Raw genomic sequence first — 13,192 nt, 5'->3', positions numbered from 1 at the left:
GCCGACGGGCTTGACGAAGCGGCTCACTCCTTCACCGTCGTCCTTCGGAGAGGGCTTCCAGCCATCCCTGTCAGAGCGGGTCCCGCGTTTCGGGGGTGAGCAGTCGCCGGTTGAACGCCTCGGTGACGGCGGCGGCGCGGTCCCCCACGCCGAGCTTGGCGTAGATGTTCAGCAGGTGGCTCTTGACCGTGGCCTCGGTGATGAACAGCCGGGCGGCCGCCTCACGGTTGGTGTTCCCGGCCGCCACGAGTTCGAGGACCTCGAGCTCCCGCCGGCTGAGCAGTTGCGGGGCGGGTGTCCTGACCCGGTTCATCAGCCGGGCGGCCACCGAGGGAGACAGGACGCTCTCACCCTTGGCGGCGGCCCGCGCACCGCGCAGCAGGTCCTCCCGGGGAGAGTCCTTGAGCAGGTAGCCGGTCGCGCCCGCCTCGATCGCCGGCAGTACGTGGGTGTCGGTGTCGTAGGTGGTCAGAACCAGCACGCGCGCGGTGACGCCGAGCCTGCTCAGCTCGGTGATCGCGGCCAGCCCGTCCATGCCCGGCATGCGCAGGTCCATCAGGATCACGTCGGGCCGGAGCTCCTTGGCGAGCCGCACGACCGCGGCGCCGTCCCCGGCCTCGCCCAGCACCTCGAATCCGGGCGCGGAGGCGAACATGCTGCTCAGCCCGTCCCTGACGATGGGATGGTCGTCCGCGATCAGCAGCCGGATCGGGGTCTCGGCTGCCGGCTCGGCCGTGCGATCGGTCATGTGTGGCTCCCGGCCGGCAGGATGGGGATGCAGGCCGAGATCCCGGTGCCGGCGCCGGGCTCGGACTCGATCCGCAGGCTCCCGGACAGCCCTTCGACGCGCTGCCGCATGATGGTCAGGCCGAACCCGCCACCGGGGGACGGCGGCCGCGGCGCGCCGTTCCCGACCGTGCCCGCTTCGAGACCCGAGGGTTCGAAGCCCCTGCCGTCGTCGCGCACGTCCAACGCCACCTCGTGTTCCAGGTAGGACAGCGTCACTCCGACCCTGGTCGCGCGCGCGTGCTTGGCCACGTTGGCCAGCGCCTCCTGTGCCGTGCGCAGCAGCGCGAACTCGGCCTCCGGTGTCATCGGCCGCACCGTTCCGGTCGTCGTGACCTGGACGGCGAGCCCGTGCAACCTCGACCACCGGTCGGCGACGTCGGCGAGCGCGTCGCTCAGGCGCGCGGTTTCCAGCGGCTCGGGCCGCAGCGCGTCGACCGAACGCCGGGCCTCGGCCAGGCTCTCCCTCGCCAGCGTCTTGACGGCGGAGAAGGGCCGGCGCCACGGCGCCGGGACCTCGTGCATCTGCTCGGCCGCCTGGAGCTGCGCGATGATGCCGGTGAGCCCCTGCGCCAGGGTGTCGTGGATCTCGCGGGCCATCCGCCGGCGCTCGTCGAGCACGCCCGCCTCCCTGGCCTGAGCGAGCAGCTGGGCGTGCAGGCCGGCGTTCTCGGCGAGCGACGCCTCCAGCAGCCGGTTCGTCCGGCTCAGCTCTTCGAGGGTCTGCTCGCGCCGCTCCTCCTCCTTCTCGGCGAGCCGCAGGACCCAGGCGCAGCCGCACATCATGGCGATGTTGAAGGCGACGATGGTCACGTGCATCGCCAGGCCGAGCGCGTCCGCCTTGGGGACGCCGGACGCCTGCGCCGTACCGGCCAGGACCGCCGTGGCGGCCACGCCCAGCAGCCGCCACGGCCAGCGCAGGACCGTGAAGGAGTAGATGTAGGCGGCAGGGGTGAAGAGCCCGAAAACGGGGTGACGGATCACCAGGACCGCGGTGATCACGAGCAGCCCCGCGATGAACACCCCCATGACCCGTGGCCGGTCCCACCAGCCGGGACGCAGGGTGAACATGCCGAGCATCCACGCGGCCGCCAGCCCGCACAGGCCGAGGTCGATGAGCGGGGAGCCGCCCGCCCAGTCCTCCACGATCATCAGGATCACGACGAGGAGCACCAGCAGCGCGTACGGCACCACGTTGACCAGAAGGAACGGCGGCTGTCGCGAAATCTTCCTGCTCAAGATTCTCTCTCCCCGCGAGATTCTATTCCCGGCGTCCATTGCGGGCATCCACTCCCGGCGTCTACTCCCGGCGTCTACTCCCAGCGGAACCAGCGGACCGCGACGAACGCGCACACCACCGCGTAGGCCGCCAGGGTCAACAGCGGCGCGGCGGACGGAAAGTGACCCAGGTACGCGTCCTGGAACGCCCCCATGCCCGCCCCGAGCGGGGTGTAGGGGGCGATGTCCCGCAGCAGCGGCGGCATCTGCGAGATCGGCACCCAGAGTCCGGCGAAGAACATCAGCGGGAAGAACAGGACCGTGCCGATCGCCGTGGCCGGGCCGCGCCCGGGCGCGAGCGCGGTGATCAGCAGGCCGATCGCGAGCAGCGCGGCCGCCGCGAGCAGCCAGGCGAGGGTGAAACCGGGAAGGTGCTCCGGCAGGCCGACGCCGAAGCCGAATTCGGCGACCGCGAGGAACAGGACCATCGCGACGACCGCGATGGCGAAGTTGGCCACGAGCTGGGCGGCGAGCACGCGGGCCGGGCCGACCGGCGTGGTCCGCATGCGCCGCAGCACGCCGTTCTCCCGGTACCCCGCGAGCGTGGTCGGCAGGGAGGCCGTGGCCAGGATGGCCAGATTGAACAGGATCAGAACAGGGACGTAGAGGTCGAAGTACGTCAGGCCGCCGCCGGCCTCCACGGGCTCCCGCAGATCGGAGACGCTGCCGAGGATGATCAATAGGACCAGCGGGAAGCCGATACCCCAGAGGGGGGCGACCTTGTCACGGACGCACAACGTGCTCTCGGCCTTGATGAGCCGCCACGTCGCGGAACCTCGCTCGGCGGTGACGGGGGATACGGCGGTGCGCGGGGATGGCATGGGTATGAGGTCCTCTCTCTGTGATTCGTTACCGGGGGCCGGGTCTCTCTGTGATCCGTTACCGGGGGCCGGATTCGAGGCGCTTGCCGGTCAGCTGGACGAACGCGTCCTCCAGGCTCGCCTGCTCGACGCGCAGCCGTTCGGCCACGATCTGGTTGCGGGCCAGTACGGCGGTGACGGCGTTGAGCGCGTCGCTGTTGCCGTTGACGATGACCAGCTCGCCCCGGCGGGTGACGCTGGAGACTTCGGGCAGGCTCGTCAGCAGCTCGTCGTCCATCTGCCTGGACGGGCGGAACTGGATCCGCTGCTCGATACGGGCCCGCTCGGCCAGGCCGGCCGGGGTGTCCACCATGACGACGCGGCCCGCGTCGATCAGCGCGAGCCGGTCGCACAGCCGCTCGGCCTCCTCCATGAAGTGGGTGACCAGCACGATCGTCACCCCGCGGGAGCGCACGTCCTCGATCAGATCCCAGGTGTCGCGCCGTGCCTGCGGGTCGAGACCGGTGGTGAGCTCGTCGAGGATCGCCATCTGAGGGCTGCCGACGAGTGCCAGCGCGATGGAAAGCCGCTGCTTCTGGCCGCCGGACAGCTTGGCGTACCTGGTCTTCGCCTTGTCCGCCAGGCCGAGACCGTCCAGCAGCGCGCGCCAGTCGGCGGGCTGGGGGTAGAAGGAGCTGTAGAGCTCCAGGGCCTCGGCGACCTGTAGCCGCTCGGGGAGGTGGCCGGCCTGCAACTGGACGCCGAGCCGCCGGGTCAGCTCGGCGTGGTCCCGGCGGGGATCGAGCCCGAGTACCTCGATCTCGCCCCGGTCCGGCACGCGGAGTCCCTCGATGCACTCCACGGTCGTCGTCTTGCCGGCACCGTTCGGGCCGAGGATTCCGAAGATCTCACCCTCCTGGACGGTGAGCGAGACGTCCTCGACGGCGACCTTGTCCTCATAGCGCTTGTGGAGGTTGCGTACCTCTATGACTGGCGGCATGTGCGTGTCCTCTCGGCCTCAGGTCCGTCAGCGGCTGGCTATGTCCACCCTTCTACGGCGGCACTCGTTCGAACATTGACCGGTGGACGGGACCTGGCCGCCGTTCGGCGGGGAGATCGGACCCACCGGGTGGTGGTCGCCATCCACCGATCGGCTGATCGCGACCCGGACGAGCGGAACGGGGACACCGGCGGGACCTGCCTCCCCGAAGGTGACGAAGGACCGGGATTCCTCATGCCGGCGGCGTCGGAGGACGGTCTTCTCCGGTCCACGGCGACGCGAATACGCTGGGTTCGTGCCGCCGTGTCTCGGCCTCAGCGTCGAGGCTCCGGACGACCTGTCGGAGACGCTCAGGCAGGCCGAACAGCTCGTGGAACGGCTACGGCAACAGTTCTCCGCCCCGGCCGGACTCGCGGGAGTAGAACTGCCTCCGGCCACAGACCGCTCCGAATGGCACGAAGAAGGCCTCGTGCTGCTTCGCACGGGTGAACTCCCCGCACCTTGATCCGGGCGACACCCACCATCCGATCGGCGGGGAGGGGCGGCTCCAGGATGCCCGCCCCGATCACTCCTGCGCCGGACGCGAATATCGCCGGCGGACGAGACCCAGGAGGGCGACACCGCCGAAGTAGGCGACCAGCACCCTCACGGGCAGGCCCACCGGCCCGTGGTAGCCCAGGCCGGCCAGAGCGAGGGCCAGAAGCCCGGCGAGCACGGCCCCGACCCCGGCGATCGTCAGTGCGGTGGGCCACACGCCTTTCACCGTACCCACGGGATCGGCCCGCGGCCCCGTACGATGCTCGAAACGCCCGAACACCGCGACGAGAAGGGCGAGAACCAGCGCCAGGCAGGCGAGCCATGGAACGCGCAGGAGCAACCAGAGCGCCGACCCGGGCGTGGCGTCGGGCATCACCGCCGTTCCGTGGAGCACCAGGACGCCGATCACGACGGCGGTCATGTGCCAGAGGAAAAGCGTCATGATCACCAGGTTGACCGCCACGACGACGGTCCACGGGCCCGGCCGTCGCAGCCACCGGTTCCCCCGGTCACGCGTCCACAGGGCGATTCCCGTCTGCGTGACGGCCAGAGCCAGAAGGGCCAGCGTAGGCGGGGAGGTGTTCCGTATCTCCTCCCCGCCGAACCCCACCATGCTGACCGGATAGGGGCCGACCACCGTGAGCAGCACGAGGGCGACGAACCCGGCCGCCGCCATCGGTAGAGCCACGCTCCGCCGGGACGGCAGGTGCCCGTCCTGCCAGGCGAAACCGAGTTGATGCACGGCCAGCCAGGCGAGCAGGAAATTCGCCTGGCCCACGTAGGGAACGGTCAGTACCAGACGGGCCAGGTCGCCCCCGCCGACCAGGACCGCCAGGATGATCGGCACGGCCAGGCCCGCACGCCGGTGCAAGGCGTACATCGGCGGGGTGAGGACCGTCACGGCGATGTAGGCGACCAGGAACCACAACGGGATCGAGGCCAGCCAGACCGCCACGCCGATCAGGTCGGGCTCGGCACCCAGAACCCCGGCCGTCAGAGCCGCCACCGCCAGCCCGCCCAGCAGCATCGTCGTCGGGCGCAGAAGCCGAGCGGTCCGGCCCAGCACCCAGCCCGTGGCATTGCCGCCTCGCCTGAGATGGGAGGTGAAGGACGTGGCGTTCGCGAAGCCGCCCACCAGGAAGAACAGCGGCATCACCTGGAACAGCCACGTCAGCGGATGGGTCCACGAGGCGAGCTGGAGGATGCTCGCGCCCTGGAAGCCCCTGCCGTCGCGGGTCACATAGATCGCCAGCCAGTGCCCGACGACGACCGCCGTGATCGCGACGGCGCGCAGCAGGTCGACATGGCGCTCCCGCTGCGGCGGTGTTCGCTCGGCCAGTTGCCGCACCTGCCGCGTCATCCGATGAACGACCCGGACAAGGTGCGCTGCCATGTCACCGACGCTCGACATGATGAGAACGTTCCTCCATCCACGTCATATCAAGCGGCTTCTCGTCCATGAGGATCGATGCGATCCACCGGCACACGCCAGTCCGCGGGCAACGGCCCTACAGCGGTCCCACGGAAGGGATGTACGGCGAGGGGGTGGAGCGGGCGTCGGCGCCGGCCGGTGACGGAGCCGGGCAGAGGCGGTCCCGCCCGGGCAGTGCCCCGGTGGCCAGGAAGACGACCATCGCCTCGTCGGCGCAGCTGCCCAGCCCGACGACGCCGTGGCCGCCCTGGTCGACCGTGATCATGACGGCTCGCCGTCCGAGCGCGGCGCGCAGGCCGCGGGCGCTCACCAGGGACGTGGAGGGATCACGGGTGTTCTGCAGGATCAGCACGTTGCGCGGCCCGTGACCGGTCACCGTCACCGGCGGCTCCACCGGCCGGCTGTGCCACGCCGCGCACGGCCAGAGGTTCGAGGGCATGCCCGCCGTCACCGGCCACGCCCGCCGGTCGGCCGTGACCTGCCGGGCGTGCAGCGCCACGCTGCGCGGCCAGGCCGCGTCATCGCAGACCACCGCGTAGAGCGCGGCGACGTGGTTGTCCGCCGGTACCTCCGCCGTCCCGGTGCCACCGCCGCCGGCCCTGCCGAAAGAGCCCGGCCGGTCCGGTCGCGCCAGGACGGCGGGGTCCAAAGGGGATCCCGAGGTGGCGGCCGCGATCTCCCGCCAGAATTCGGCGATGGAGGGGAAGAAGCCGTCGAAGTAGAGTCCCGATCGAGTGATCTCGCGCAGGGCGTTGCCGTCGAGCACGGGGTTGTCCGGGTATACCAGGGGCTTTCGGTCCAGGGCCACGATCAGCCGGTCGTAGGTGCGCCGCACCTCGTCCGGCGTCGCGCCGAGGTGGTAGACGGCGTCCCGCTCGGCCGCGAAGGCGAGAAGGTCGGGCAGACGCACCGCGACCGCCTCGTTCCAGGTCCGCCACATGTCCCGCCATGCCAGGCCCGGATCGACGGCGCTGTCCATCACGATCCGATCGCCCCGTCCGGGGAACAACGAGAGGTAGACGGCTCCCAGGTAGGTGCCGTAGGAGAGGCCGAAGTAGGACAGTTTCGGCTCACCGAGCGCGGCTCGGATGCGGTCCATGTCCCGGGCCGTGTTGGCCGTGGTGATGAACGGAAGCAGGTCGCCGGAATGCTCGGCGCACGCGGCCGCGGTGTCTCGCGCGAAGGCGACGTTGCGCTCGATGCCGCCGTCCGGCGCGGGGTAGGGCAGCAGCAGCGTGAACTGCTCCATGAGATCGAGGCCACAGGTGACCGGGGCGCTGTGGCCGATCCCCCGCGGATCGAAGCCGATCAGGTCGTACTGGTTCAGGACCTCGGGCGGCAGTACGACCGCCAGCCTGCTGGGCAGGTCCAGGCCGCTCCCGCCCGGGCCGCCCGGGTTGGACAGCAGGATCCCGCGACGCGACCCCGGTTGCGCCGTGCCGATCCGGGAGATCGCGATCTCGATGCTCCGCCCGCGCGGGGCGCGGTAGTCCAGCGGCACCCGCACGGTCGCGCACCGCTGGCGTGGGTCGCGCGTTATGCCGCCGGGCGCCGTCGGCGGGCACTCGCCCCAGGCCGGAGCCGCTGCCCCGGCTTCGGCCACCGCCGGCTCCGGCGTGCCGATCCGGGCCTCGGCCGACATGGGCGCGACTGCCGCCACGGTGGCCACCATCGCCGCGGCGATGAACACGGTCAGATGTGATCGCAGACTTAATCGCACTGGTACCCCTTTTTTCGATAGGAACAGACGCTTTCTCGATGACTGTGAAATCGGCACCGCCGGGTCCGCGGTCACGACGAGGCCGGTGCCGTTGCGCCGTATGTCAGAGCCGCCTGCACGATGCGGATCGCCTCGCCCGTGTCGATGCCGACGCTGGCGATCACGGCCGCGTAGTCGGCGGCGGCCCGGAGGGCCCGCTCCCGGCCCTCCTCGCCGGCGGCCGACACGAACGAGCCCGCCCGCCCGCGCGTCTCGATCAGCCCTGCCTCCTCCAGCTCCCGGTAGGCCCGGCCGACCGTGTTGACGGCCAGGCCGAGGTCGGCCGCGAGATGGCGGATGGTCGGCAGCCGGGCGCCCACGGCCAGCGTGCGGTCCTGGATCTGCCGGGCGAACTGGGCCCGCAGCTGCTCGAACGGCGGCACCGGCGAGGCCGCGTCGATGACGATCATCAGGCGTCCACGACCCGCCGGGCCACCGCCGCGCTCAACGGCGTCCTGGCACGGAGCATGATGCCCGCGACCGGGCACAGGATCAGGTAGGCGACCGCGGCGGCGCCCCACCAGCCGGGCGCGGAGCCGAACAGCAGCACCATGGGCAGCGACAGGTACACGCTCGGCATGGTGAGCTCGCGAGCGTCCTCGACGCGCATGATGACGTCAACGGTCAGCGACTCCTCGTCCTCCGCCACGACCGGGCGCCGCAGCAGGTGGCGCAGCTGCATGACGAGGATGGCCGTCGCGCCGAGCAGGCCGATCAGCAGGACGACGGCCAGCTGCCGCACGATGGGGTCGGGAACGGCCAGGGCGCTGCCGGCCAGCGCCATCGCACCGGCGAACATGGCGACCGCGAAGACGGCGTACGACCGGCCGAGCACCACCCGCCAGCCGGGCTGGATCGGATGGGCCACCCTGCGCGACAGCGTCGCGCCCGCCCGCTGGTCGACGCGTCGCACCCACCCGTCGAGCAGCGACTGTGCCAGCAGCAGCCCGGCCACCAGCGCGGCCAGGGCCAGCCGCGACGGTGAGTTGTGCGGCGGGACGTCGCCGAAGGCGGAAGCGGCGGCCAGCCCGCTCGCGATGATCAGCACGGTCGGGATGACATGAGCGACGAGGCGGGCGCGTCTCCGGACCGCCAGCCGCCTGGCCAGCAGCGGGGTCGGGCGGGCGTCGGCCAGGCCGTGCCGGGCCAGCCACTTGCCCGCCAGTCGCAGATCGGCCGCAGGCGCCGGCGGGTCGGCGTCCGGTAGCGGTTCGCGGGTCATAGCGCCTCCTTTGTCGCAAGCTTTGTATCAAGATGATGCGTCATACCTTGCGACAAAGTCAACGCCCCGTCGGCTCTCGTCGTCCCGGTGGTGCAAGCCCCGACTCGGCGACGGCCGTCGCCGCGGACCGAACCGCGCCGGGATCGCCGGAGGCTTTGACGTACCCCTGGTCCCGTAGAGGCGGTGGTCTGTCCCGAGCCTGGTGGAAGCGGTGACGTACCCCTGGTCCCGTAGAGGTGGTGGTCTGTCCCGAGCCTGGTGGAGGCGGTGATGTACTCCGGCTTTCGTGGAGTCGCTTTGTTGACGTGACGGGGCAGGATCCAGCTTTTTCCTGGACTGCCGGCCCGATCAGGGTCACCCCGCCGCGCCCGGTTGCGTCCACGGAGGTGGTGTACGAGTTTTCCCAGGTAGTGGGCATGGCGCCGTGAAATGAGGACGGCCATCGCGTGATCCTTCAGGTTGCTAAACCAAGATCGAAAAAGCCCCGAACGATAATCGCTCGGGGCGTTTGTGCTGCTCAGTCGCTGTGGTCAGGGGCGGGGTCGAACCGCCGACCCTCCGCTTTTCAGGCGGAGCGATCACCCTGCTCCGCTCGACGGACACGAGGTCAGAAGGCTGTGGACGGCTGTCGCCGTGTGCTCGCGGTGGCCGACGTTGTCGTCGGCCTTACATTCCTCAGCCGACGTCCGAGGCTTGAGGCATTCCGGGAATCCTCGATGTCGACACCGATCCCCGCCGCCGGCCATGGAAAAGGCCACGTCCACGCACAACCGTCGCCGACCCCGCGCCTTCCTCCTTCGCAACCCACACGGAGAAGCCGACGTTCCTACCACTGACGAGCTTGATGAGGCAGTTGACCACGGTGAACGTTACCGTCAAGATCGCCGTCGGCGTTCAGCGGGGAACGACCTGCGCCCGGACTCCGGGCAAGTCGTCGAACGCGGCGGACGAATCCATCGTGATCACGATTCTGGCGGTGGCGGCCGCCGTCGCGGCGATCAGCAAGTCGTACGCTCCCCGCGTCTTTCCCGACCGGCGCACATGCGCCATGAGACGAGCGTGGACCCTGGCGACGTCCGCCGTGTACTCCTCGACTGGAATCAACGCCAGAACCTCGTCCACAAAAGCCTGTCGCCCTGGGCGGCGCGCCTCATCCGCCAGCTCCACGCCGACGAGCAGCTCGGCCACGGTGATCGCGGCGACCGCCACATCGTCGGCATCCCCGATCACCGCGTCCACGGAGGCCTTGCCCCGCTCCGCCGCGATCAGTACGCCGGTGTCCAGGATCAGGCGTCGGGCCACGTATTCCTCATCTCGTCGTCGACGGCCTCCCGGGCCGCTGCGACATCGGCCTCGAAATCGGCGTCCAGCGTCCCCGCGGCCCTGGCCAGGAAGGCTTTGACCATACGTCCCGGCGCCGCGGGCGCGGGACCGATCACCGCGATCCGCTTACCCCCCCGAGTGACCACGATCGTCTCCCCTCGCTCCGCCTCATCCAGAACGACCGCGAAGCTTCGAGATGCCTCAGTGGCAGTCATCACCTTCATGAAATCAGACTATCTGATTTTCAACGGGGACTCGTTGATCGTTCTTACCGGCCATCGAGCCCCCTGAGTCACAGACGAAAAGATACGGTCAACGCCGCTCTACGAGAGATCGTTGATCGACGCAAGCGGGCGGCGGCCGTCGCTCGCATGCGGGAGATGGTGACTGAAGGTGAGATCGACTTCTCCGCCCTCGACAAGGGTGACAGTGCACACCAGGCTGTGGCGTGACAGAGCGCTATCTCATCGATACCAGCGCCTTGGTCCGCTTCTATCGCGGCCAGGTCGGAACAGAATGGGACCAGACGGTCTCTGCCGGGCTCGTCGGCATCTGTGAGCCGGTCAGGCAGGAATATCTCCGAGCCGTCGGCGACCGACCGGCCTTCTATGAAGCAGGAAATCTGCTCAATGAGACCTTCCCGTACTACGTCGTCCCCGAATCGGCCTGGGACGAGACGAGCGAGTTGCAACGCGAACTCGCCGACAAGGGGTGGCACCAGAGTGCCTCCCCGGTCGATCTCCTCATGGCCGTAACGGCTCGGCACCACAAGCTCACCGTGCTGCATGCCGACGCCGGCTTCGACACCGTCTCCCGCCTGACCGGACAACCGGTGCGCCGAATCAACTGACGCACCAACAGGAGATCTTCAGGGATTCTTGAGCACGTCTTGCCCGGTCAGGCCAATCGGCGCCGGCGACGTCGAACACCCGCAGGTGCCGCTTGCGACCATCACACAGAGGAGCGGGGGTGGTTCTGGTCGCGCCAGGCCCGAGGCGAGATTCCGTATGCCTGTTTGAACACCTTGCTGAAGTGGGTCGCGTCCACGAAGCCCCAACTCCGTCCTATTGCTGCGATTGTCCGCAGTCGGCCGTTCGGGCCAGCCAATTCTCGCCTGCATTCGGCCAAGCGGCGTGTGCGGATCCAGACTCCGAGGCTGATGCCCGAGCGGAACAACACAGCGTAGAGATGACGCACGGAGATGCCGTGTGCAGCGGCGATCCGTGCCGCCGACAGATCGGGATCAGCCAGGTGCGCCCGGACGTAATGAGTGATCCGCAGGCTGAGTGTCGCCTCCAACGGTGCTCTGGTCAGGCTGGAGTTACCGTGCTGGGACGCCAAGACGGCACGGAGCAGTTCGATGCTGGGTTCCACGACGGAGTCGGCGTGCACGCCCTGGCGCATTTCGTCGCTGGCGGCCAGTTGGGAGAAATATGTGAAGGCGAGGCGCGCAATGGGGTTGTCGGATCCCAGGGAGACCGCGGTGACGTCTCGTAACAACCGCTCGGGGAGCGCGAGTGCCGCGCGGGGGAAACGGAAGAAGTGGTGGTCGACTCCCTCATCGAAGAGAAGTGTGTAGGAAGCGGTCGATTCGTAGACGGCGAAGTCTCCCGGCCTCAACAGGCATTGGCGACCGTTCTGCACCACCAGGCTGGTGCCCGTCATCTGAAGACCGAGGAAGACGGCCGGCTCCTTGTCCTCCCGGGCCAGCCGCTCCGTCCGACGGACAGTGACCGCGGTCGCCCGCGCCGAACAGATCCTGAGGGGCCCGACGGCGCCAAGCCCTATACGAACGGAGATGTCCTCAGCCGGGGGACGGTGATCGATATCGACCGCCACCATGGATTCCCACACCGCGTGCCGGAGCACTTCCTCCCGGTCCTGCGCCGGCATGAACGCGGTGTCCAGGACCACGCTCATGAGGCAGACCTCCGTCTGCATCGATCGTGAAGCCGGCCTGACAACGCCTCGGCCCGTTCCCCCACAAGCCCCCCCTCGACACGGACGGTTCCTGACATCAGTTTGGCAGGATTCTCTCTCGCTGTGCTACGGCTTCGACGGGCATGCGCAGGGCTCTCTCCTGATGCGAAGGCGACTTGTGGCGGTGCAGTACTGACAAATCTCCCTGCACGAATGACAAAGCCCGAAGCCCACGATGACCCTAAGGTCCATGGGCGAGGCCAGAGAAAGAGGAGTCACATGTTCCGCACTACCGGCGTGTTGGTCGCCGCGGCGCTTTGCGCGTCGATCGCCATCACCCCGTCGCCCGCGTCCGCAGCAAGCGATTGGAAGTGCTACGGCACCCAGGTCAAGCGCTGCACCACCGTCTGGTGGGACCAGACCGCCGAGACCTTCCGAGCGCGGGCGAAAATCACCGACGTCGTCGGCGGCGGCAGCTATCAGGTCAAGGTCACCAACGTGAAGCTTCTGCGCACCAGCGGCAGTGATTGGGTGACGGTACGCTCCGCGCAGGATCGCGACGGCTGGCATGGCACCGAGGACTTGGCCGGCACGGCCACCGTCGGCACGTGTGACTTTCCACGGCAGAGTTACAGCGTGGTGGCGACTTTCAGTTGGAAGGGTGCGTCCTCCGGCGAGAAGACCTGGCGTCCCAACCAAGCGTGGGGCCATCTCTGCGACTGACCGCCGACGCGTCCGTCCCACACTGGCCGGCGCGAGCGGACACGCCGTTATCCAGTTGAGCGGCCAGGTTTCTCCTGGCCGATGGCTGTCGGAATTCCTGGTGTGGTCACCGGAAACCCCCGGTGCGCGGCCAGGCTGATTTCCTGGTGGACGGTCACGTAACCGGAATCACGCCGCGTCCGGACAGTGCCTCAGCGAGGCGGTGGGAGTCACTGCTGGTCTCGACCGGATGAGCGTGATGCATCAACCGGTCGGCGGTCTCGGTGGCCAGCGTCTTCGGCATGATCGTGTCGAACCCGGACGGATGAATGTCGCTGGTCACCGCGACCGACCGGCGCTCATATGCGGCATCGACCACCCGATAGAACGCCTACGCGGTCTCATGTCCGATCGGTTGCCGACGTGTGCTCGC

14 protein-coding genes and 1 tRNA gene are annotated in these 13,192 nt (G+C 69.1%); 2 read left to right on the top strand and 13 right to left on the bottom strand.

The features are described from left to right. Positions 1–70: 70 nt before the first annotated feature. The 11 genes from AB0F88_RS37585 to AB0F88_RS37535 all read right to left on the bottom strand — a co-directional run bounded on the left by AB0F88_RS37585 (position 71) and on the right by AB0F88_RS37535 (position 10,361). Entirely contained in the window at positions 71–748 is a 678-nt protein-coding gene (locus AB0F88_RS37585; protein ID WP_362695610.1) for a response regulator transcription factor, read from the bottom strand. Continuing rightward, entirely contained in the window at positions 745–2,025 is a 1,281-nt protein-coding gene (locus AB0F88_RS37580; protein WP_362695608.1) for a sensor histidine kinase, read from the bottom strand. The genes AB0F88_RS37585 and AB0F88_RS37580 overlap by 4 nt, the downstream gene beginning before the upstream one ends. A gap of 74 nt (positions 2,026–2,099) precedes the next feature. Continuing rightward, positions 2,100–2,885 carry an ABC transporter permease gene (locus AB0F88_RS37575; protein ID WP_362695606.1) on the bottom strand — a complete coding sequence of 262 codons (786 nt, stop codon included), beginning with the start codon at positions 2,883–2,885 and terminating at the stop codon, positions 2,100–2,102. Between the two features lie 58 nt (positions 2,886–2,943). After that, the gene (locus AB0F88_RS37570) at positions 2,944–3,864 is read right to left on the bottom strand and encodes an ABC transporter ATP-binding protein (protein WP_362695604.1); all 921 of its coding nucleotides are present in this window, start codon (positions 3,862–3,864) and stop codon (positions 2,944–2,946) included. Between the two features lie 565 nt (positions 3,865–4,429). Further along, positions 4,430–5,794, bottom strand: coding sequence for an acyltransferase (locus tag AB0F88_RS37565; protein WP_362695602.1), 1,365 nt, complete (start codon positions 5,792–5,794; stop codon positions 4,430–4,432). Positions 5,795–5,909: 115 nt separating this feature from the next. Then, positions 5,910–7,523, bottom strand: a complete 1,614-nt coding sequence (locus AB0F88_RS37560) for an alpha/beta hydrolase (RefSeq protein WP_362695600.1) — start codon at positions 7,521–7,523, stop codon at positions 5,910–5,912. Positions 7,524–7,624: 101 nt separating this feature from the next. After that, a complete protein-coding gene (locus tag AB0F88_RS37555; RefSeq protein ID WP_362695598.1) occupies positions 7,625–8,002 on the bottom strand; it encodes a GntR family transcriptional regulator in 378 nt (125 codons plus the stop codon). After that, positions 8,002–8,814 carry a hypothetical protein gene (locus AB0F88_RS37550; RefSeq protein ID WP_362695596.1) on the bottom strand — a complete coding sequence of 271 codons (813 nt, stop codon included), beginning with the start codon at positions 8,812–8,814 and terminating at the stop codon, positions 8,002–8,004. Before AB0F88_RS37550 ends, AB0F88_RS37555 begins: the two co-directional genes overlap by 1 nt. Before the next feature lie 527 nt (positions 8,815–9,341). Continuing rightward, positions 9,342–9,407: transfer RNA gene (locus AB0F88_RS37545), tRNA-Phe, on the bottom strand. 301 nt (positions 9,408–9,708) lie between these two features. Further along, entirely contained in the window at positions 9,709–10,116 is a 408-nt protein-coding gene (locus tag AB0F88_RS37540; protein WP_362695594.1) for a PIN domain-containing protein, read from the bottom strand. Then, the gene (locus AB0F88_RS37535; RefSeq protein WP_362695592.1) at positions 10,101–10,361 is read right to left on the bottom strand and encodes a type II toxin-antitoxin system prevent-host-death family antitoxin; all 261 of its coding nucleotides are present in this window, start codon (positions 10,359–10,361) and stop codon (positions 10,101–10,103) included. The genes AB0F88_RS37540 and AB0F88_RS37535 overlap by 16 nt, the downstream gene beginning before the upstream one ends. A 224-nt stretch (positions 10,362–10,585) precedes the next feature. Here AB0F88_RS37535 and AB0F88_RS37530 point away from each other — a divergent pair, with 224 nt between their 5' ends. Beyond that, positions 10,586–10,987 (top strand): PIN domain nuclease, encoded by a 402-nt coding sequence (locus AB0F88_RS37530; protein WP_362695590.1) that lies wholly within the window; start codon positions 10,586–10,588, stop codon positions 10,985–10,987. 101 nt (positions 10,988–11,088) lie between these two features. Here the strand turns inward: AB0F88_RS37530 and AB0F88_RS37525 are convergent, their stop codons facing one another. Continuing rightward, positions 11,089–12,057, bottom strand: a complete 969-nt coding sequence (locus tag AB0F88_RS37525; protein WP_362695588.1) for a helix-turn-helix domain-containing protein — start codon at positions 12,055–12,057, stop codon at positions 11,089–11,091. Positions 12,058–12,336: 279 nt separating this feature from the next. Here AB0F88_RS37525 and AB0F88_RS37520 point away from each other — a divergent pair, with 279 nt between their 5' ends. Beyond that, positions 12,337–12,780, top strand: coding sequence for a hypothetical protein (locus AB0F88_RS37520; RefSeq protein ID WP_362695586.1), 444 nt, complete (start codon positions 12,337–12,339; stop codon positions 12,778–12,780). Between the two features lie 154 nt (positions 12,781–12,934). On the opposite strand, the gene AB0F88_RS37515 is transcribed toward AB0F88_RS37520, so the two are convergent. Next, positions 12,935–13,138, bottom strand: coding sequence for an ATP-binding protein (locus AB0F88_RS37515; RefSeq protein ID WP_362695584.1), 204 nt, complete (start codon positions 13,136–13,138; stop codon positions 12,935–12,937). Positions 13,139–13,192: the final 54 nt, after the last annotated feature.

This window comes from Streptosporangium sp. NPDC023963 (assembly GCF_040639135.1).
Lineage (GTDB): Bacteria > Actinomycetota > Actinomycetes > Streptosporangiales > Streptosporangiaceae > Streptosporangium.
Note: the sequence above shows the minus strand (reverse complement) of the source record. Positions and strands in the feature narration are given on the sequence as shown.